Below are 19,272 nucleotides of genomic sequence, written 5' to 3'. Positions count from 1 at the left end.
ACGCCTTCGCCGGTTACGCCGACGGCACCGGCTGCCAACAGCCGAAGGGCGGTCACTGAGCGGCGACGGGCCTTCGCGGACCGTCCGCCGCCATGTCGCGGCGGCGATAAATCCGGTGCGGTGCGACGTTCCAGCGCGCTAGCCTCCGCCGCATGACCTGGCTGCCCGCTGACTTCGTCCACCCCGTCCGCGTCCCCCTGCCCGGCGGCCACCATCTGCGCCCGATCGCCGGATCCGACACCGCGCTCGACTACCCCGCGGTGATGGGCTCGCGCGACCGCCTCTGGTCGATCTTCGGCCCGGCCTGGGGCTGGCCGCCCGCCGACATGACGTACGAGGCCGATCTCGCCGATCTCGAACGGCACGCGACCGAGATCGCCGCGCACCAGTCCTTCAACTACGCGCTCTTCGACGACGCGAACACCGCGCTGCTCGGCTGTGTCTACATCGACCCGCCGGAGAAGGCGGGCGCCGACGCCGAGATCTCGTGGTGGGTGGTGGACGACCGGGTGGGCACCGACCTGGAGCGGGCGCTGGACGCCCTGGTGCCGCGCTGGATCGCGGAGGACTGGCCCTTCGAGCGCCCGCGCCACATCGGCCGCGACCTGTCGTGGAAGGAGTGGCTCGCCCTGCCGGATTACTCGCCCGAGCCGTAGCCCCGCCTCACCCCTGCCGGGGCGCCTCCTCGGGCCGGGGCCGTACGACCGTCCGCGGGCTGGCATGATCTCTGGCATGGCAGAACGCATCATCGCCGCGTGTGACGGGGCATCGAAGGGGAATCCGGGACCGGCCGCGTGGGCCTGGGTGATCGCCGACGGTACGGGGGAGCCCGACCGCTGGGAGGCGGGCCCGCTGGGCACGGCCACCAACAACGTCGCGGAACTCACCGCCCTGCTCCGGCTGTTGGAGACCGTCGACCCCGCCGTGCCGATGGAGATCCGGATGGACTCCCAGTACGCGATGAAGGCGGTCACCACCTGGCTGCCCGGCTGGAAGCGCAAGGGCTGGAAGACCGCCGCGGGCAAGCCCGTCGCCAACCAGGAACTCGTCGCGGGCATCGACGCGCTGCTCACCGGCCGTGACGTCGAGTTCACGTACGTCGCCGCCCACCAGGTCGACGGCGACCGGCTCAACGACTACGCCGACCGCGCCGCCAGCAACACCGCCATCACCCAGCAAGCCTCGGGCACCCGCTACGACTCCCCGCCGCCGCCCCGCAACCCCGACACCCCCCGCACCTCGTCCGCCCCCAAGCGCAAGCCCTCCGGAGGCGGAAGCGGCAACGGCGGCGGGACCGGGACAGCGAGCGGTGCCACCGGCACCACGTCCTCGCGCACCCTCAACGCCAAATTCCCCGGCCGCTGCCGCTGCGGCCGCTCCTACGCCGCGGGCGAGCCGATCGCCAAGAACCCCGACGGCTGGGGCCACCCGGAGTGCCGCGACCAGGGCGGAACGCGGTAGCGCCGGATCAGGCGTACGAGGCGCCGTCCGCCGCCTCCCGCGGGTGGCGGACGAAGCCGGGGCTGAGGACGCGGTCGTCGTAGGTGCGGTGGAAGACCGGGGTGGTGGCGCCGGACATGGGCGGGACGATCCAGGCCCAGTCGGCCTGGACCTCGCGGCCCTTGCGCCGCTCGCGGTCGAGGTGCTGGAGGAAACGTTCCGCCTCGGTGTGGTGGTCGGCCAGGGTGACTCCGGCGCGGTCGAAGGAGTGCAGGACGGCGCGGTTGAGCTCGACCAGGGCGCGGTCCTTCCACAGGGAGCGGACGCTGCCGGTGTCGATGCCGAGACTGTCCGCGACGCGCGGCAGGAGGTCGTAGCGGTCGACGTCGGCCAGATTGCGGGCGCCGATCTCCGTCCCCATGTACCAGCCGTTGAAGGGCGCCGCCCCGTAGCAGACGCCGCCGATCTCCAGGCACATGTCGGAGACGGCGGGGACCGCGTGCCAGCGCAGTCCCCACTGGGCGCTCCAGGGGCGCTCGGGGTGGTCGAGCGGCACGTGCAGGACGGCGTCGGAGGGCAGGTCGAACAGCCGGGGCTTGTCGTTGACGCCCTCGACGATCAGCGGGAGCACGTCGAAGGCGGTACGCGGGCCGCCGGACCAGCCCAGCCGCGCCGCGAGACCGGTGATGTCCGCGGTGCGCGGATCACCGGTGACCGTGCCGTCGGCCGCCCGGTATCCGGCGTAGCGGATGAGCTGCTCGTTCCTGATCCGCGGGCCGCGCCGCTCGGGGGTGTCAGGGGCGAAGACCGAGATCAGCGGCCTGATCCGGCCGCCGTTGGTGGCGATCCGCAGATGCGTCGCGCACTCCTCGGCGATCTCCTCCGCCTCCGTGACGTGCCGCAGGTCGCGCACCTGCAAGGACCGCCAATAGAGCCGCCCGATACAGCGGTTGCTGTTGCGCCACGCGACCCGCGCGCCGAACGCCAGCTCCGCCGAGGTGTGTTGATACGTGCCTGTGTCGCCGATCTCCGCGCGCACCGCCGTGAGCCTGCTGTCCAGGTCGCCCGCGGCGGGCTCCTCGCCGTGATAGAGCCGCAGGAACTCCTCGGCCTTGCGCCCGAGTTCACGCGCCGCCCTGAGCTTCGCACGCCGCGCCATCACATCGACGGGGGCCGCCGGTGGCAGCGGCTCGCGCCCCGCGTCGTCCTGCCCTGCCGTGTCGCGCTGCCGGAGTCCCGGTCTGTTCAGGATTCTGAGTATCACAGGCACCTCGGATCGACGAAGGGCTGACCTCGATCGACGGTCCCGGAATTCACTCCCCGGTGTGACACGACCGTCGGCAGTGATCACAGTTGGCCGGACTCCGTCCGAACCGCGTCGCCTTCTGCCCGCCGACACGTCCGGGTCCGACCGCCGCCGGACCGTACGGCGCCGGTCGCGTGCGCACTACGCTGGCAGACCGGTCGGGACGGGCCCGGCCCGAGAGGAGTTCCGTTGCCGCTCACCACCGAGGACCGCGTCGCCGTCACCGAGCTGATCCACCTGCACGGCCACCTCTTCGACGGCGGTGAACTCGACCGGCTGGACGAGTTGTTCACCGCCGACGTGGTCTACGACGTGAGCGACTACGGCGGTGGAGCGCTCGTCGGCATCGCGGCCGTCCGGGAGGCGGCGCTCACGCTCGGCGACCGCAATCCCGTCGCCCACCACGTCACCAACGTCGTCATCACCGAGCTGCCCGACGGCGCCGTCCGCGTCCGGTCCAAGGGCTTCGGCGTCAACACCGACGGCACGTGCGGGAGTCTGACGTACGACGACCGGGTGACGCGCGGCGCGGACGGCTGGCGGATCAGCCACCGTACGCTGCTGGCCCGGCGGATCCCGCTGAACGGCGTCGGCCGGGAGCCGGGACCCAGGGCCTGAGCCGACGCCCCTTCACCTCGGCGTCAGTCGAGGCGACGGACCGGCGCGCCCGCCAGATACGCCCGGATGTCCTCGACCGCCTGCCCGTAGTACGTACGGTAGTTGGCCTCGGTGACATAGCCGAGGTGCGGCGTGGCCAGCAACCGGGGCGTGGAACGCACGGGGTCGTCGGCCGGAAGCGGCTCGATGTCGAAGACGTCCAGGCCCGCTCCGGCGATCCGGCCCTCGCGCAGGGCGGCGAGCAGCGCCGCTTGGTCGACGATCGCCGAGCGCGAGGTGTTCACCAGATACGCGGTCGGCTTCAGCAGCGCCAGTTCCGCCGCGCCGATCAGGCCGCGACTGCGCTCGCCCAGGGCGAGGTGGACGGAGACGAAGTCGCTGGTGGCCAGCAGTTCCTCCTTGTTGGCCAGGCGCGCCGCACCGACCTCGGCCGCCCGCTCGTCGGTCAGATTCCCGCTCCAGGCCACCACGTCCATGCCGAAGGCGAGCCCGACGGCCGCCACCCGCCCGCCGATCCTGCCGAGCCCGAGCAGACCGAGCCGCGCGCCGTGCAGGTCGGCGCCGACCGTCGTCTGCCAGGGGCCGCCCGCGGCGAGGTTGGCGCTCTCCGGCACGATGCCCCGTGCCAGTCCCAGCAGCAGCGCCCACGTCAGCTCGACCGGCGGGGTGCCGGCGCTCTCCGTACCGCACACGGTCACGCCGTGCTCCCGCGCGGCGGCGTAGTCGATCACCGAATTACGCATCCCGGAGGCGATCAGCAGCTTCAGCCGGGGGAGCGCGGCCAGTACCGAGGCGGGGAAGGGCACGCGCTCGCGCAGGGTCACGGCGATGTCGAAGTCGGCCAGGGCCGCGACGAGTTCGGCCTCGTCCGCGACGTGACCGGGGAAGCCGACGACCTCGACCTCGTGGGCCAGCGAGGACCAGTCGGCGAGCGTCGTGGCGACGCCCTGGTAGTCGTCCAGCACGGCGCAGCGCAGTCGCATCTCGGTCTTCTCTCCGTCAGGGTGCGGGGGTCGAGGGCTTGGACGGTGTCCCGGCGCTACTCGGGCACGCGGCGTGCCAGCAGCCCGCTGGCCAGGACTTCCAGCGTCTCGCGGACCGTCGCGGCGAAGTCCAGCCGCAGCGCCTCGAGCGCCGGGTCGGCGTCATAGGCGGCCAGCATCGCCGCCGACGGGTGGGCGTGCGTCCACACGGCGCCCGTGACCATCACGGCCGCGCCCGCGTACCGCAGCGCGTCGCCCTCGCCCAGTTCCGGCACGTGCCGCCGCACGAGCTCGGCCAGCGCGTACACGTTCCGGACGGCGGTGCGCTTGTAGTCGGCGGCGACCTCGGGCGAGACATTGCGCTCCAGCACGGCGGCCTGGGCGCCGGTCAGGTCGCAGAACACCGGGCGGACCGCCAACGACCCGGCGAGGACGGCCGCCACCTGGTCGCCGCGATGCCGGGGCGGCGCGCCGGGGTCGACCTCGTCGTCCAGTTCGGGTCCGAGGTGCGCCAGCCACTCCCGGAAGGCGACGTCGAGCAGTTCGAGCAGCACGGCCTCGCGGGACTCGAAGTAGCGCAGCACATTCGACTTCGCCAGGCCGACGCGGCGGCTCAGCTCGTTGAGGCTGACCTCGGCCACCGGCATCTCGGCGAGCATCGCGGACGCGGTGTCCAGGATCGCCTGGCGGCGCTGGGCGCGCTGCTCCTCGCTGCGGGCGCGCTGGAAAGTCGTGGGCATGCCCACATTCTACGGACCTGCGGTCTGTTGTTATCGGACTGCCGGTCTGATAGCGTGGAACATAACAGACCACCGGTCCTTTATTGAGGTGTTCCGGCACGGACGCCGAAGGAGTCACCATGTATGTCGTCCCCGACCTGACCGGCCGGAAGGCCGTCGTGACCGGCGCCAACAGCGGCACGGGCAAGGAGGCCGCCCGCCGCCTCGCCGCCGCGGGAGCGCAGGTGATCATGGCCGTACGCACCCCGGAGAAGGGGGAGCGGGCCCGCGCCGAGATCCTGGAGCGGCACCCGGACGCCCGCCTGGAAGTGCGCCGCGTCGACCTCGCCGACCTGGCGTCGGTCCGCGCGTTCGCCGACGGCGTGCTCGCCGACCCCACCCCGCTCGACCTGCTGGTCAACAACGCGGGCGTGATGGCCCCGCCGACCCGGATGACCACCGCCGACGGCTTCGAGCTGCAATTCGGCAGCAATTTCCTCGGCCCGTTCGCCCTGACCGTCCGGCTGCTGCCCGCCCTGCTCGCCGCCACCGCGCCGCGCGTGGCGACCATGAGCAGCGGCACGGCCGCCTACGGGCGGATCGGCTTCGACGACCTCCAGTGGGAGCGGCGCCGCTACCGCCCGAATCTCTCGTACGCCCAGTCCAAGCTCGCCGACCTCATCCTCACCCGGCAGTTGGCCGCCCTCGCCGCCGACCGCGGCTGGAATCTGCTGAGCACCGCCGCCCACCCCGGCTACACCACCACCAACCTGCAAACCGCGGGCGCGAGTTTGGGCGGCGAGCCGTCACGGCTGCACAGGCTCGGAAGGCGGCTGGACTTCCTGCCCCGCCAAGGGGTCGAGCAGGGCACGGAACCGCTGCTGTTCGCCGCGGCCGATCCCGGAGCCGTCGCGGGCGGCTACTACGGCCCGGGCCGACGCCTCGGCCTGGTCGGCCCGACCACGACCGCGCGCATCACCCGCAGAGCGCTCGACGCCACGACCAACGCCCGGCTGTGGGCGGCGGCCGAGCGCCTGACCGGTGTCACCGTGCCCGAGACCGCGCCGACCGGGACGACCGGGCCAGGGACGACCATCCGCGAGACGACCGCGCCCGCGACCCCGCCCGGACCCTGAGGTCCGCGCCGCCTCAGCCCGCCGCCAGCAGCGCGCTGAGCGCACTGGCCTGGGTGCGCCAGTCGCGCACATTGGGATGGTCCGTGCTGCCCTGGCCCGACCAGCGCTCGCCGAGACGGTTGAGCGAATCGCGGTCCGCCGACCAGATCGAGTTGCCCTGGGTGGTGGCGAAGCCGCGATAGGCGCCGCCGGTCGCGCCGTTGAGGTCCTGGAGGTAGCGCATGAAGACGCCCTTGAACTGCTTGGCGTTGTCGTCGCAGGTCGCGTTCAGCGCGTCGCACTGCTCGGTGAGCAGCCCCGAGGTGACCAGCGACGGTGCCGCGACCGCGGCGTCGGCCAGTTGGCGCGCCTTCGCCAGCGCCGTACCGTCACCCGTGGCCCGCCAGATCTCCACCGCGGCCCCGATCACCAGGCCCTGGTTGTAACTCCACACCGTCTGGCCGTTGTTGGCGCAGCCGCCGGTCAGCCCGTCGTTGACCAGCCCGGACGCGTTGATCAGACCGCTGTTCCTGAACCAGTTCCAGGACGTGGTCGCCCGGCCCAGCCAGGTCGTGTCCCCGCTGATCCGGTTGTGCAGCTCCGCGGTCAACCGCACGTACAGCCCGTTGGTCACCGCGTTCTTGTACGTCCGTTCGCGGTCCCACCACACCCCGCCGCCGCAGGTGCTGGTGTCCCACAGGCCGTTGACGTACGTGGCGATCGTGACGGCCTCGTTGAGATACGTGACGTTGCCGGTCAGGTCGTAGGCGTCGATCCAGGCCAGGGCCCACCACTCGGCGTCGTCGGTGGCCCGGCTGATGAAGTCGCCGTCGATCGGGTCGGAACTGCGGGCCCCGGCGGGGAAGGCGGCCTTGTTCACTTGGAAGGTGCGCGCCACCACCCACAGATAGCGGGTGTCGCCGGTCTGCCGCATGTAGTCGATCACTGTGCTGAGCGCCACCGCGGAATTCCACCAACTCGACGGCCAGTAGGCGGTGTTCGGGTCGTAGGAGTACATGAGGGCGTCGGCCGCCGCCGCGCTGCGGACCGTCGTCGGCCGCGCCCACGCGGTGCAGCTCCCGTTCTGGCCCTCGACGGCCCGGCCGCAGGCGCGCACCACGCCGCCGTAGAGCTTGCCGAGCGGATCGGAGGTGTTGAACTCCGCCGTCCTGGTGCCCGACGCGCCGGACGGCACCGATGTCCGCCCCTTCGACGATCCGTCGGGCCAGCTCGCGCCGCCGTCCCACGAGCGGTCGAGCCAGATCTCGTCGCCCGCGGCGCCGCCGGAGACCGTGCCCCAGGCCATCCCCGAGTTGTCCATGTGCAGCGCGATGGTCCGCCCGCTGAGCGTCGCGTCCGCCACCGGCCGGGTGTCACCGGTGCCCGTGGACACATCGGCGCCGTCGCAGCGCGCGGCACACACGCTCAGCCGCGCCCAGCCCGTACAGCCGACGCCCTGCGCGTCACCGCACGCCCGCAGTACGGCGCGCCGGTGGTGGGTGGGGTCGTAGAGGTTGTACATCAGGGTGCGCGTGCCGGTCCAGGTCGACGGGATCGAGGCCCTGCCCAGCAGCCCGTCCCAGGTCGTCCCGCCGTCCCATGAGCGGTCCAGCCACACCGAGTCGTCGAGCTGTCCCGCGTCGATGGACGCCCAGGCCATGCCGTCGGCGTCCGAGACGTGCAGCGAGACCCGGCGGCCGTTGAGGGTCTTGTCCGGCACCGGGAAGGTCTCCTGCCCTGCCAGTGACGGGTCGCGGGTGTCGCAGTAGACCGCGCACACGGTCGTGGCGTCGTTCGGCGCGGCGAGCGCGACCGGCGACACCGTAAGCGACGGCTCCGCGGACGGCGGCTCCGTGGACGGCGGCTCCGTGGGCACAGGCCCCGTGGACGACCGTCCCGTGTGCGACGACCCCGCAGCCGCGGAGGACGACGAGCCGCCCGCAGGCGAGGCCGACGCGATGCCCGGCTGCGCGGCCAGGACGAGCAAGGCGAGGAGAAGAACGCGCCACAACCACCGTCTGCTCACACGACACCCCTGTCCGGGACCGGGCGGAACGGGTCACGCCGCGCTCGACCGCGCGGCACGGCAACTCCGGTCGAAGCGCGGGCACTTCACCGTTTCTCACGTTGCATTTCCACATTGAGACAGCGTTGTCATGCACAGTCAACCCCTTGGGTCACCCGCGTCCCACGGCAACCGTCCGCCGCGGCCACCGTGGCCCGTTCGGCCCATTAACGGCTGCGCCTCACCCGGACAGTCGACAGAGTGCTCGAAAGGACCGTCATGGCCCTGACCGCACCGGGGATTTCGGACGGCAGGGCGCGTCGGACCACGGGAGCGATCGCACGAGAGCGTGACCGCGCCACGGAGCGGTCGGAAGACAGAGAACTCGGGATGAGGAGCACGCCGGTATGGATCTCGCCGCCACCGTCGACAGTCTGATGGAACAGCTCACCGCCGACCTGGTGCGGCTCGCCGAGATTCCCTCGATCGCCTTCCCTGGCTACCCCGCCACGGAGGTGAACCGGGCGCACGACCTGCTGGTCGAGCTCCTGAGGGACGCCGGGGTCGAGCACATCGAGCGGATCGACCTGCCCGACACCTCACCGGTCATCTACGCCGAGATCCCGCCGCCGACCCCCGACGCGCCGACCGTACTGCTCTACGGGCACTACGACGTCCAGCCGTCCGGCGACGAGTCGGCCTGGCAGTCGCCGCCCTTCGAGCCCACGCCCATCGAGGGCGGCCTGCGGGCCCGCGGCATCGCCGACGACAAGTCGAACGTCATGGCCCACCTCGGCGTCCTGCGCGCGTACGGCGGCCGGCCGCCGACCGGCGTCAAGATCGTGCTGGAGGGTCAGGAGGAGTACGGCAGCGCCTTCGACGACTACCCGCCGACCGACCCCGAGCGCTTCGCCTGCGACGCCATGGTCATCGCCGACATGGGCAATCTGCGGCCCGGCACCCCCACCCTGACCACCGGTCTGCGCGGAGTCGCCGAGGTCGTCGTGGAGGTGCGGACGCTCGCCGAGGCCCGGCACAGCGGCGAATTCGGCGGCGCCGCGCCCGACGCGCTGCTGGCCCTCATCCAGGCGCTCGCCTCGCTGCACGACGCGGCCGGTGACGTCACGGTCGAAGGGCTGCGCCGCGAGCCGTGGGACGGGGCCTCGTACACCGAGGAGGAGTTCCGCGCGCTGGCGACCGTGCCCGACGGCACACCGCTGATCGGCACCGGCAGCCTCGGCGAGCGGCTGTGGAGCGGCCCTGCCGTCACCGTGATCGGCATGGACACCCCCACCGTGGACGGCGCCGCGTCGGCCGTGGTGCCGTACGCGCGCGCCAAGCTCAATCTGCGCGTGCACCCCTTGCAGGACCCGAAGGAGGCCACCGACGCGCTGGTCAGGCACCTGCGCGAGCACCGGCCCTTCGACATCGAGCTGACCGTGACCCCCAGCGACGCGGGCCCCGGCTTCGAACCGGCCACCGACGGCCCCGCCTACCGCGCCGCCCGCACCGCGCTGCGCGAGGGCTGGGGCGAGGAGGCCCAGCTCGCCGCCAGCGGCGGCTCCATCCCGCTGGTCAACGGCCTGGCCAAGGCCGTACCCCAGGCGGAGGTGCTGCTCTTCGGAGCCCAGGACAGCATGTGCAATCTGCACGCCCCCAATGAGCGGGTGCTCTTCTCCGAGCTGCGCGGCGCCGTCATCGCGGAGGCGGCCTTCCTCCGGGAGTACGCGGCGGACTTCCGCGCGGCGGGCGGGGCGCGGTGAGCGGCGATACGGCGCCCGGCGCCGACGCGGCCGATGCCAACGGATCCACCGCCTACCGGGACACCGGGACGGCGGGGACCGCGGACGGGGACTCCGCCGGCGGCTCCGGCACCGGCACCACGGGAGACGGCGACCCGGGCCGACAGCCGCCCAAGAAGCACAAATTCACCTTCCCCAGCGCCCTGACCATCCTCGCCCTGGTCACCCTCGCGGTGTGGGCGCTGGCGTTCCTGATCCCGTCGGGCGAGTACAAGCGGAAGGACACGGGCGCGCCCATCCAGGGCACGTACCACCGTGTCTCGTCCGGACTGAGCTTCGTCGACCACCTCAAGGACCTGTTCCTCTCGCCGGTCAACGGCCTGTACGGCATCCAGAACGCCAAGACCGGCTTCGTCGCGCCCGACAACTCCGGTGACCTGTACGGCAGCGCGGGCGTCTTCCTGTTCGTGCTCGCAATCGGCGCGTTCATCACCGTGGTCTTCGCCACCGGCGCCCTGGACCGCGGCATCGCCCGCCTCGCGCACGCCCTGCGCGACCGCGGCGCGCTGCTCATCGCGGGCATCATGGTGACCTTCTCCGTGCTCGGCACGGTCGAGGGCTTCGCCGAGGAGACCCTGGGCTTCTACGGCCTGATCGTGCCCCTGATGCTGGCGCTGGGCTACGACCGCATGGTCGCCACCGGCGCGATCATCCTCGGCGCGGGCGTCGGCGTGCTGTGTTCCACGGTCAACCCGTTCGCGACCGGCGTCGCCTCGTCGGCCGCCGACATCTCGCTCGGCGACGGCATCGTGCTGCGCTTCGTGATGTGGATCGTGCTGACGACCGTGACGGTCGCCTACGTCGTCCGCTACGGCAAGCGCGTGCAGAAGAACCCCGACCGCTCCCTCGTCGGCTTCCTGCCCGGCGACCGGGAGCAGGGCGTCGACCGCGACCAGGAGCCGCCCGAGCTGACCGGCCTGCACAAGGCCGTACTGATGGCCGTCGGCCTGGTCTTCGCCTTCATGATCTTCTCGGTGGTGCCCTGGTCGAGCGCGCTGACCGGCAAGGCCGACGCGACCCCGTACGCCTGGGAACTGGACTGGTCCTTCGCCGAACTGGCCGCGCTGTTCCTGGTCGCCGCGGTGATCATCGGCCTGGTCGGCCGCATGGGGGAGCAGAAGCTCAGCGCCACGATCATCCAGGGCGCGGCGGACTTCATCTCTCCCGCGCTGGTCATCGTGCTGGCCCGCGGCGTCACCGTGATCATGAACAACTCCAAGGTCACCGACACCGTGCTGCACTCCATCGAGGGCGTCGTCTCCGGCACGTCCAACTCGGTGTTCGGCATCATCGTCTTCCTGGTCAACCTGCCGCTGGCCTTCCTCATCCCGTCCACCTCGGGGCACGCCACCCTCGCCATGCCGATCCTGGCCCCACTGGCCGACTTCGCCGGGGTCTCGCGCTCGGTCGTCGTCACCGCCTGGCAGTCGGCCAGCGGCTGGATGAACCTCTGGGTGCCGACCACCGCCGTCACCATCGGTGGTGTGGCCCTAGCCAAGGTCCGCTACGACCAGTACCTGCGCTTCATCTGGCCGCTGCTGGCCATCCTCTTCGTCATGATCTGCGGCTTCGTCGCCGTCGGCGCGGTCGTCACCTGACGCTGGCGGGACGCCGTTTTGCCGGAACGGCAACGGAATTGGCCTGCGCTCCGGCCGGGCCCGCACACTCGCGGCAACGGCTCACGGCGTACCGGGTCTCCCGGCCCGTGCACGACGTACGCCGCAGGTCAGACCGCCGCGAGCGCGGCCCGAAGCTCCGGGAGGAAGCAATGGCGCAGCCCACCCGTCCACAGCCGACCCGTCCGCACTCCGCGGCCACCGAGGACCCCGCGGCCGACGCGCGGCACCGGCTGGTCGACGTGCCCGGCGGCCGCATCCATCTGGTCGAGCAGGGCGCGGGACCGCTGGTCCTGCTCGTGCACGGCTTCCCCGAGTCCTGGTACTCCTGGCGCCACCAGCTCCCGGCCCTCGCCGCGGCGGGCTACCGCGCCGTCGCCGTCGACGTGCGCGGCTACGGCCGCTCGTCGAAGCCCGCGGAGCCCGAGGCGTACCGCATGCTCCAGCTCGTCGCCGACAACGTGGCGGTCGTCCGCGCCCTCGGCGAGCGGACCGCGACGGTCGTCGGCCACGACTGGGGCTCGCCCGTCGCCGCCAACTCGGCGCTGCTGCGGCCGGACGTCTTCACCGCCGTCGGCCTGCTCAGCGTGCCCTACGCGCCGCGCGGCGGCCCCCGGCCCACCGAGGCGTTCGGCGCCATCGGCGGCGACGAGGAGTTCTACGTCAGCTACTTCCAGGAGCCGGGTCGGGCCGAGGCGGAGATCGAACAGGACGTGCGCGGCTGGCTCGCGGGCTTCTACGCGGCGCTGTCGGCCGACACGATGCCGGCGGCGGGGGAGAGCGACCCGCACTTCGTACCGCCCGCCGCCAAGCTCTCCGACCGCTTCCCCACCGGGCGGCTGCCCGGCTGGCTGACCGAGCGGGACCTGGACTTCTACGCGGGCGAGTTCGAGCGGACCGGACTGACCGGGGCGCTCAACCGCTACCGCAACGTCGACCGCGACTGGGCGGACCTCGCGCCCTGGGACGGCGCTCCGATCCGGCAGCCCTCGCTGTTCATCGGCGGCGACCTCGACGCCTCCACCACATGGATGGCCGGCGCCATCGACGCGTATCCGAGCACACTGCCCGGACTGGTCTCCTCGCACATCCTCAAGGGCTGCGGGCACTGGATCCAGCAGGAGCGCGCCGAGGAGGTCAGCGGCCTGCTGACCGACTGGCTGGCCGCGCTGCCCGCACCGCGCGAGGATTGAGGGGTACGCCGCACGGCCGCGGTGGGATGTCCACCGTTTCCGCCGCCGCACCACGGGCAGGCGACCGTCCGTGATGCCACCACCGGCATCGCGAATCCGCCGACCGACCAGGAAGAGGACAAGATGTCCGACCGCATGACGGACGACGGCATGGGGGACGACGTCTACCAGCCGGACGGGAGCGAGATCCAGGAGGACGCGGGCCCGCTGGAGCCCGAGGACACCCTGGTCGACCGGGGCGTCGAGGACGTCCTGGACGAGGGGTACTCGCCGCCCGAGCGGCCCCTGGCCGTCGAACAGAACGGCACCACGGCCGAGGAGCAGCACGAAGGCGACTCGCTGGACCAGCGGCTGGCCAGGGAGCGCCCCGACACCCCGCAGTTCCCCGACGGGGACGGCCTCGGCGATGCCGCCGACACCGACGGGGAACTGCTCGACCCCGAGGCGGGCGACCTGCGCGCGGGCCGGCTGACCAGCCCGGAGCAGTGGGTGGACAGCCCGGTCCAGGACGGTGTGGCCGACGACGTCGGCATCGACGGCGGCGCCGCCTCCGCGGAGGAGGCCGCCGTGCACCTCCTGGACGACCCGGAGGCCCTGCCGGGCGACGACGCCTGACATCCCCCGGCGCCCGAACCCGGACTCCTGACCCCCGGCGCCTCCACCCTGCGACAGCCGAACCCCCTCGACAGCCGAACCCCCTCGACAGCCGAACCCCCTCGACACCCGAACCCTCGCGACACCCCGAGCCCGACGCGGCTCGCGACAGCGACCTCCGGCCACCGCCGGAGGTCGCTGTCGTACGGTCCGCGACCGGTCCACGCGGGCCTTCTGCGACCGTTCACTTCACGAACCCATGGCCTGAGATCAACGGGGTATGAGTGGGAGGACGTCGGATCGTCGCTCACGCAGGGTCGAGAGGGTCAGTGAATGCAGCAGTGGAACGGTCGTCCCTATCCGCTCGGAGCCACGTACGACGGCTCGGGCACCAACTTCGCCCTGTTCTCCGAGGTGGCGGAGAAGGTCGAGCTGTGCCTCGTCGATGACGCGGGACGGGAACAGCGCCTCACGCTGACCGAAGTGGACGGATTCGTCCGGCACGCGTATCTGCCGGGCGTCGGCCCCGGCCAGCGTTACGGCTACCGCGTGCACGGCCCGTACCGGCCGGACGAGGGGCATCGCTGCAATCCGGCGAAGTTGCTGCTCGACCCCTACGCCACGGCAGTGGAAGGCCAGGTCGACGGTGACGAGTCGGCGTTCGGCCACCGCTTCCACGCGCCCGAAGAGCAGAACACGATGGACAGCCTCGGCCACGCCATGCTGTCGGTGGTGACCGATCCGTCCTTCGACTGGGGGGACGACCGCGCGCCGGGTCACTCGTACCACGAGTCGGTGATCTACGAGGCGCACGTGAAGGGTCTGACGATGACCCACCCGGGCCTGCCGGAGCGAATACGCGGCACCTACGCGGGAGTCGGGCACCCGGCGGTCATCGAGCACCTGAAGGAACTGGGCGTGACGGCGATCGAGCTGATGCCGGTGCACCAGTTCGCGCAGGACGGCCATCTGCGCGACCGGGGCCTGTCGAACTACTGGGGCTACAACACCATCGGCTTCTTCGCGCCGCACAACGCGTACGCGTCGAGCGGGGTACGCGGCCAACAGGTCACGGAATTCAAGGAGATGGTGAAGGCCCTGCACAAGGCGGGCATCGAGGTGATCCTCGACGTGGTCTACAACCACACCGCCGAAGGCAACCACATGGGGCCGACGCTCTCCTTCCGCGGCATCGACAACGCCTCGTACTACCGGCTGGTGGACGACGACCCGCGGCACTACTTCGACACCACCGGCACCGGCAACAGCCTGCTCATGCGGCATCCGCACGTCCTCCAGCTCATCATGGACTCGCTGCGGTACTGGGTCACCGAGATGCACGTGGACGGCTTCCGTTTCGACCTCGCGGCCACGCTGGCCCGGCAGTTCCACGAGGTGGACCGGCTCTCGTCCTTCTTCGACCTCGTGCAGCAGGACCCGGTGGTCAGCCGCGTCAAACTGATCGCCGAGCCGTGGGACCTGGGCGAGGGCGGCTACCAGGTGGGCAACTTCCCGTCCCTGTGGAGCGAGTGGAACGGCGAATACCGCGACACCGTCAGGGACTTCTGGCGCGGCGAGGACGGCACACTGCCCGCCCTCGCCTCCCGGCTCACCGGCTCCTCCGACCTCTACGAGGACGACAACCGCCGCCCGCGCGCCGGGATCAACTTCATCACCTGCCACGACGGCTTCACGCTGCGCGACCTGGTCTCGTACAACGACAAGCACAATGAGGCCAACGGCGAGGACGGCAACGACGGCGAGAGCCACAACCGTTCGTGGAACTGCGGAGCCGAGGGCGAGACCGACGACCCCGGAGTGCTCGCGCTGCGCGCCAGACAGCAGCGCAATCTGCTGACGACGCTGCTGGTCTCGCAGGGTGTGCCGATGATCGCACACGGCGACGAGATGGGCCGCACTCAGCGCGGCAACAACAACGTCTACTGCCAGGACAACGAAACCGCCTGGGTGAACTGGACGTTGGACGTCGAGCAGCGCGAACTGTTCGACTTCACGCGCCGGTTGATCAAGCTGCGCGCCGAGCACCCGGTGCTGCGCCGCCGCCGGTTCTTCCGCGGCGACACCGGGGGATCGGCCGTCGCGGACGCCGTGTGGTTCCGGCCGGACGGCGGTGAGATGTGCGAGGAGAACTGGCACCGCGGCGACGCGCGCGCCGTCGCCCTGCTGCTGAACGGCGACGCCATCACCGAGTCCGACCCGAAGGGCGGCCGGATCTCCGACACGTCCTTCCTGATCCTGCTGAACAGCCACTACGAACCGCTCGACTTCGTGATCCCCGAACGCGAGTACGGCGGCCTGTGGCAGGTCGCCGTGGACACCGCGGCCGAGGCCGACGGCACCGACGAGTCCGAAGTGAAGGCCGGCGGCCGGATCCGGGTCCAGGACCGGGGCATGATCGTGCTGATCGCCGTGCAGCGGCCCACGGGCGGTCGCCTGCGGCGCGCCATCAAGGCGTCCCGCATGCCGAGACGGCGAGGAGCGCGCACCTGACACCGAGGCGGCAGTGACCGTCGATTTCACTCTTCGGTCAACTTGTTGCGTAAAAAACATTGAAGTTTACGTCGTTCTTCTGATGGGATACCCCTTGCTCCGGCGCGCCCTGACACGCGCCGGAGCACACCGACGTTCGGCCGCGGTCTCGTACGGTGAGGGGGCGGGCCGCGAGTACGCGGATGGCGCGGGCCCGCGTGATCGTGGCTACCTCACGGAGGACGACATGAGCGGCAGCGCACGGCCGGGTCCCGGCAACGGCCTCACCGACGTCGAGGGAGTACGCGTCGGTCACGCCCAGCGGACCGGCGACGGCTGGCTCACCGGGACGACGGTGGTGCTGGCCCCCGAGGGCGGCGCGGTCACCGCGGTCGACGTACGCGGCGGCGGTCCCGGCACCCGCGAGACCGACGCCCTCGACCCGCGCAATCTCGTGCCGTACATCGACGCCGTGGTGCTCACCGGAGGCAGCGCCTTCGGGCTCGACGCGGCGGGCGGCGTGGTCGGCTGGCTGGAGGAGCGGGGCCGGGGCTTCCGGGTCGGCGGTCCCGGCCAGGTGGTGCCGGTGGTGCCCGCCGCCGCGCTGTTCGACCTCGGCCGCGGCGGCTCGTGGACGGCGCGACCGGGAGCGGAGACGGGCCTTGCGGCGGTACGCGCCGCGGCGGCGGCCCCGGAGGGCGCGCCGGTGCCGCAGGGCTGCGTCGGCGCGGGTACGGGCGCGGTGGCCGGCGGTCTCAAGGGCGGGGTGGGGACGGCCAGCACGGTCCTGGAGTCCGGCGTGACGGTGGCCGCGCTCGCGGTGCTCAACGCGGCCGGTTCCGTGGTCGACCCGGACACGGGCGCGCTCTGGGGCGCGAGGCCGGGCCCCGCCGCCGCGGAATTCGCCCCGTACGGCCCGCCCGTCGCGGCCGACGCCCTGGAGCGGGCCCGACGCCGTACGGCCGCCGCTGCCGCCGCGAACGCCGAGCGGCGGACCCACCCGCTCAACACCACGCTGGCCGTGGTCGCGACGGACGCCGTCCTCACCCGCGCCCAGGCGCGGAAGCTGGCGGGCACCGCGCACGACGGACTCGCCCGCGCCGTCCGCCCCGCCCACTCCCTGTCCGACGGCGACACCGTCTTCGCCATGGCGACCGGCCGCCTCCCCCTCGTCCCGCCGGGGACGGCCGACGCCGCCGACCCCGCCTTCGGCGTGCACATCGAGGCGGGCGCGATGAACGCCGTCCTCGAGGCGGGCGCCGACGCGCTCACCCGGGCCCTCCTGCACGCCGTCCTCGCCGCCGAGACGGTGGACGGACCGGGCGGCCTCTTCCTCTCGTACCGGGACGCGTACTACGGCGCCTGACGGCTTCGGTACGGCTTCGGTACGGCGCGGGGGAGCGGTGGGGCTCCCGCCGCGCCGTACCGCGTACTCCGGCTTGCCGTCCCGGCGGGCTCAGACGCCGTACGGGACCCCCGCGCGCGTCCTGGTCCTGCGACGGGCCGGACGGACCGCGCGCACCGCGTCCTGGTGCACCCGCTCGATGAGCGCGCCGTAGGCGGTCACCATGCGGGTCTGGCTGAAGCGCTCGCGGCTGCGGGCGAGCGCCGGGGCGAAGTCGGCGGCCAGCGCCGCCGCCCGCGACCAGGCCGCGGCGATCGGCTCGGCCTCCGCCGGGGTGAGGAAGCCGTGCCCGGCGACCAGCTCCGCGCAGTCCCCGACATCGGTGGCCACCGGCACCGCGCCGCACATCATGCCCTCGATCAGGCACAGCGGCGCCGCCTCACCCGACGACGACGTCAGCGAGACCACGTCCGCGGCGGCGTACACCGTCTCCATGTCGTGCCGCACGCCCAGCAGCGACAGCCGCCGCAGCAGGCCGGGAGCGTCACCGAAGGCGGCCGTGATGTCCGCGGTCAGCTCCGGGTTCTCCGCGGTCATCCCGGCGCCGCACATCAGGACGTGCGCGCCGGGGTCCCGCCCGAGATGGATCCTGGCCGCCCGCAGGAACAGCGGCACGTTCTTCATCTCCGCGTAGCGGGCCGCGAAGACCGTGACGGGCGCGTCCGCCGCGATACCGAGCGAGGACCGCGTCGCGGCCCTGCGGACCGCGTCGGGCCGGAACCGCAGCAGATCGACGCCGTTGGGGATGACGTGCATCAGCTCGGCAGGGATGCCCGCGGCCACGTACGCGGCCCTGGTCGACTCCGCGCAGCAGACGCAGGCCCGCACCCGGCCCGCCGCCGCCGCGGCGCGCAGCGCGTCCAGCGCGGGGCCCTGATTCTCCGGATCGGACCTGTGCAGGCACACCACCACCGGCCGGTACGGCAGCCCGGCCTGATTGAGCAGCGCGAGCGGCTGTTCCTTGAGCGAGAGGAGTACGTCGGCCGCCGCCGTCGCCCTGGCGGTGGCCGCGAGCTCCGACCGGCTGAACACGCCGCCGCCGCTCTCGTGCCCGCCCTTGCGGCTGCCCGCCTCGGCGTCCTCCCGGCCTTCGCCGCCGAAACGGTCGCGCAGGGCCGACACCGGTACACCCGCCGCCGTGAGCGCCCGGTAGCAGGCGTCCTCGGACATCGGCTGCCTGGTCGCCTCGCGGTGCATCTCACCCTCGATGCTCAGCACCACGTGCCGCTGCGCGCCGCCGCTGAGACCGCGCACGACGTCGCTGTGCAGAATCCTCGCACCGCCGGAAAAGAAGCCCTCGTAGATCGACAGCACACGCAGTTCATTCATGACGCGCACCCATCGCAGGTCCCGCTCTGCGGGAAATCGACAAACCTGGTTGACCAGCGGATTAGCCGCGATGGGACCACCTAAAACTTGCGCGCGTGTGAATTCCAGATTTCACCGAGTGACGCTTTCTGTAACGTGCGGTGCGGATATGGAAATATGCACACCGAGGGGCGCCCGGCGGCCGGGCGACAACCGTGCCGTATTCCACGCGGCCGGACCGGGCGGCGTGCCCCGACTCCGGTGCCCCCGCCCGGTGTTGACCGCCGCGCGGTGCGCACTCGTGTGTGTGACCCGCGGGTCACAGGGCAGACGGCCCCTATGGGAATCATCAGTTGGGTCATCCTCGGTCTGCTCGCCGGGGCCGTCGCGAAGATTCTGCTGCCCGGTCGCGATCCGGGCGGCCTGATCGGAACCATCCTGATCGGCGTCGCAGGGGCGTTCGTCGGCGGCTGGCTGTCCGCCAAAATCCTCGACAAGCCGGTACAGCACCACTTCTTCGACGCCGCCACCTGGGGCGCGGCGATCGGCGGGGCGCTCGTGCTGCTCATCCTCTACCGCATCTTCTTCGGCGACTCGCGGGACGCGAGGCGCTGACCACCGGTCACCCGGGCGCACGGCCGGAGGGCGGCACCCCCGCGATGGGGGTGCCGCCCTCCG

The 19,272-nt window shown here is 72.2% G+C and carries 16 protein-coding genes; 11 read left to right on the top strand and 5 right to left on the bottom strand.

Going from position 1 to position 19,272, the window contains the following annotated elements; translation table 11 throughout:
• Positions 1-152: 152 nt before the first annotated feature.
• Together ABZX65_RS34085 and ABZX65_RS34080 are read left to right on the top strand one after the other, a co-directional pair.
• Positions 153-656, top strand: coding sequence for an N-acetyltransferase (locus ABZX65_RS34085; protein ID WP_355349165.1), 504 nt, complete (start codon positions 153-155; stop codon positions 654-656).
• 64 nt (positions 657-720) lie between these two features.
• The gene (locus ABZX65_RS34080) at positions 721-1,461 is read left to right on the top strand and encodes a ribonuclease H (protein WP_355349162.1); all 741 of its coding nucleotides are present in this window, start codon (positions 721-723) and stop codon (positions 1,459-1,461) included.
• A 7-nt stretch (positions 1,462-1,468) separates the two neighbouring features.
• On the opposite strand, the gene ABZX65_RS34075 is transcribed toward ABZX65_RS34080, so the two are convergent.
• A complete protein-coding gene (locus tag ABZX65_RS34075; RefSeq protein WP_355349252.1) occupies positions 1,469-2,599 on the bottom strand; it encodes a nitric oxide synthase oxygenase in 1,131 nt (376 codons plus the stop codon).
• 336 nt (positions 2,600-2,935) lie between these two features.
• Between ABZX65_RS34075 and ABZX65_RS34070 the strand changes: the two genes are divergently transcribed.
• A complete protein-coding gene (locus ABZX65_RS34070; protein WP_355349159.1) occupies positions 2,936-3,364 on the top strand; it encodes a nuclear transport factor 2 family protein in 429 nt (142 codons plus the stop codon).
• A gap of 23 nt (positions 3,365-3,387) precedes the next feature.
• Here the strand turns inward: ABZX65_RS34070 and ABZX65_RS34065 are convergent, their stop codons facing one another.
• Together ABZX65_RS34065 and ABZX65_RS34060 are read right to left on the bottom strand one after the other, a co-directional pair.
• Positions 3,388-4,347 (bottom strand): D-2-hydroxyacid dehydrogenase family protein, encoded by a 960-nt coding sequence (locus ABZX65_RS34065; RefSeq protein WP_355349156.1) that lies wholly within the window; start codon positions 4,345-4,347, stop codon positions 3,388-3,390.
• Positions 4,348-4,403: 56 nt separating this feature from the next.
• Positions 4,404-5,087, bottom strand: coding sequence for a TetR family transcriptional regulator (locus tag ABZX65_RS34060; RefSeq protein WP_355349153.1), 684 nt, complete (start codon positions 5,085-5,087; stop codon positions 4,404-4,406).
• Between the two features lie 119 nt (positions 5,088-5,206).
• On the opposite strand from ABZX65_RS34060, the gene ABZX65_RS34055 reads away from it, so the two are divergent.
• Positions 5,207-6,202: an SDR family oxidoreductase gene (locus tag ABZX65_RS34055; RefSeq protein ID WP_355349150.1), complete on the top strand. Its 996-nt coding sequence runs from the start codon at positions 5,207-5,209 to the stop codon at positions 6,200-6,202.
• Positions 6,203-6,215: 13 nt separating this feature from the next.
• Here the strand turns inward: ABZX65_RS34055 and ABZX65_RS34050 are convergent, their stop codons facing one another.
• Positions 6,216-8,207, bottom strand: a complete 1,992-nt coding sequence (locus tag ABZX65_RS34050) for a glycoside hydrolase family 76 protein (RefSeq protein ID WP_355349147.1) — start codon at positions 8,205-8,207, stop codon at positions 6,216-6,218.
• A 386-nt stretch (positions 8,208-8,593) separates the two neighbouring features.
• Between ABZX65_RS34050 and ABZX65_RS34045 the strand changes: the two genes are divergently transcribed.
• The 6 genes from ABZX65_RS34045 (at position 8,594) to ABZX65_RS34020 (ending at position 17,247) form a co-directional block, all read left to right on the top strand.
• Positions 8,594-9,949 (top strand): M20/M25/M40 family metallo-hydrolase, encoded by a 1,356-nt coding sequence (locus ABZX65_RS34045; protein WP_355349144.1) that lies wholly within the window; start codon positions 8,594-8,596, stop codon positions 9,947-9,949.
• Positions 9,950-10,131: 182 nt separating this feature from the next.
• Positions 10,132-11,586, top strand: a complete 1,455-nt coding sequence (locus ABZX65_RS34040) for a YfcC family protein (protein WP_355349249.1) — start codon at positions 10,132-10,134, stop codon at positions 11,584-11,586.
• Between the two features lie 170 nt (positions 11,587-11,756).
• A complete protein-coding gene (locus ABZX65_RS34035) occupies positions 11,757-12,797 on the top strand; it encodes an alpha/beta hydrolase (protein ID WP_355349141.1) in 1,041 nt (346 codons plus the stop codon).
• Between the two features lie 123 nt (positions 12,798-12,920).
• Positions 12,921-13,412: a DUF5709 domain-containing protein gene (locus ABZX65_RS34030; RefSeq protein ID WP_355349138.1), complete on the top strand. Its 492-nt coding sequence runs from the start codon at positions 12,921-12,923 to the stop codon at positions 13,410-13,412.
• 312 nt (positions 13,413-13,724) lie between these two features.
• On the top strand, positions 13,725-15,902 hold the full coding sequence (gene glgX / locus ABZX65_RS34025; protein WP_355349135.1) for a glycogen debranching protein GlgX: 2,178 nt from the start codon (positions 13,725-13,727) through the stop codon (positions 15,900-15,902).
• A gap of 226 nt (positions 15,903-16,128) precedes the next feature.
• Complete coding sequence (locus ABZX65_RS34020; protein ID WP_355349132.1) at positions 16,129-17,247, top strand: P1 family peptidase; 1,119 nt, start codon at positions 16,129-16,131, stop codon at positions 17,245-17,247.
• 90 nt (positions 17,248-17,337) lie between these two features.
• Here ABZX65_RS34020 and ABZX65_RS34015 read toward each other — a convergent pair whose 3' ends face one another.
• Entirely contained in the window at positions 17,338-18,615 is a 1,278-nt protein-coding gene (locus ABZX65_RS34015; RefSeq protein WP_355349129.1) for a glycosyltransferase, read from the bottom strand.
• Positions 18,616-18,933: 318 nt separating this feature from the next.
• Here ABZX65_RS34015 and ABZX65_RS34010 point away from each other — a divergent pair, with 318 nt between their 5' ends.
• Positions 18,934-19,209 (top strand): GlsB/YeaQ/YmgE family stress response membrane protein, encoded by a 276-nt coding sequence (locus tag ABZX65_RS34010; protein WP_355349126.1) that lies wholly within the window; start codon positions 18,934-18,936, stop codon positions 19,207-19,209.
• Positions 19,210-19,272: the final 63 nt, after the last annotated feature.

The organism is Streptomyces sp. NPDC003300, from assembly GCF_040610915.1.
Classification (GTDB): Bacteria; Actinomycetota; Actinomycetes; order Streptomycetales; family Streptomycetaceae; genus Actinacidiphila.
The sequence above is the reverse complement of the archived record's forward strand: the minus strand, read 5'-3'. Positions and strand labels throughout refer to the sequence as shown.

Excerpts from the sequence above, each read along its gene's own strand:
- ABZX65_RS34080 (WP_355349162.1), top strand. The coding sequence starts at position 721 with ATGATCTCTGGCATGGCAGAACGCATCATCGCCGCGTGTGACGGGGCA.
- ABZX65_RS34030 (WP_355349138.1), top strand. The coding sequence starts at position 12,921 with ATGTCCGACCGCATGACGGACGACGGCATGGGGGACGACGTCTACCAG.
- ABZX65_RS34085 (WP_355349165.1), top strand. The coding sequence starts at position 153 with ATGACCTGGCTGCCCGCTGACTTCGTCCACCCCGTCCGCGTCCCCCTG.
- ABZX65_RS34035 (WP_355349141.1), top strand. The coding sequence starts at position 11,757 with ATGGCGCAGCCCACCCGTCCACAGCCGACCCGTCCGCACTCCGCGGCC.
- ABZX65_RS34065 (WP_355349156.1), bottom strand. The coding sequence starts at position 4,347 with ATGCGACTGCGCTGCGCCGTGCTGGACGACTACCAGGGCGTCGCCACG.
- glgX (WP_355349135.1), top strand. The coding sequence starts at position 13,725 with ATGCAGCAGTGGAACGGTCGTCCCTATCCGCTCGGAGCCACGTACGAC.
- ABZX65_RS34045 (WP_355349144.1), top strand. The coding sequence starts at position 8,594 with ATGGATCTCGCCGCCACCGTCGACAGTCTGATGGAACAGCTCACCGCC.
- ABZX65_RS34055 (WP_355349150.1), top strand. The coding sequence starts at position 5,207 with ATGTATGTCGTCCCCGACCTGACCGGCCGGAAGGCCGTCGTGACCGGC.
- ABZX65_RS34020 (WP_355349132.1), top strand. The coding sequence starts at position 16,129 with ATGAGCGGCAGCGCACGGCCGGGTCCCGGCAACGGCCTCACCGACGTC.
- ABZX65_RS34015 (WP_355349129.1), bottom strand. The coding sequence starts at position 18,615 with ATGAATGAACTGCGTGTGCTGTCGATCTACGAGGGCTTCTTTTCCGGC.
- ABZX65_RS34075 (WP_355349252.1), bottom strand. The coding sequence starts at position 2,599 with ATGGCGCGGCGTGCGAAGCTCAGGGCGGCGCGTGAACTCGGGCGCAAG.
- ABZX65_RS34010 (WP_355349126.1), top strand. The coding sequence starts at position 18,934 with ATGGGAATCATCAGTTGGGTCATCCTCGGTCTGCTCGCCGGGGCCGTC.
- ABZX65_RS34060 (WP_355349153.1), bottom strand. The coding sequence starts at position 5,087 with ATGCCCACGACTTTCCAGCGCGCCCGCAGCGAGGAGCAGCGCGCCCAG.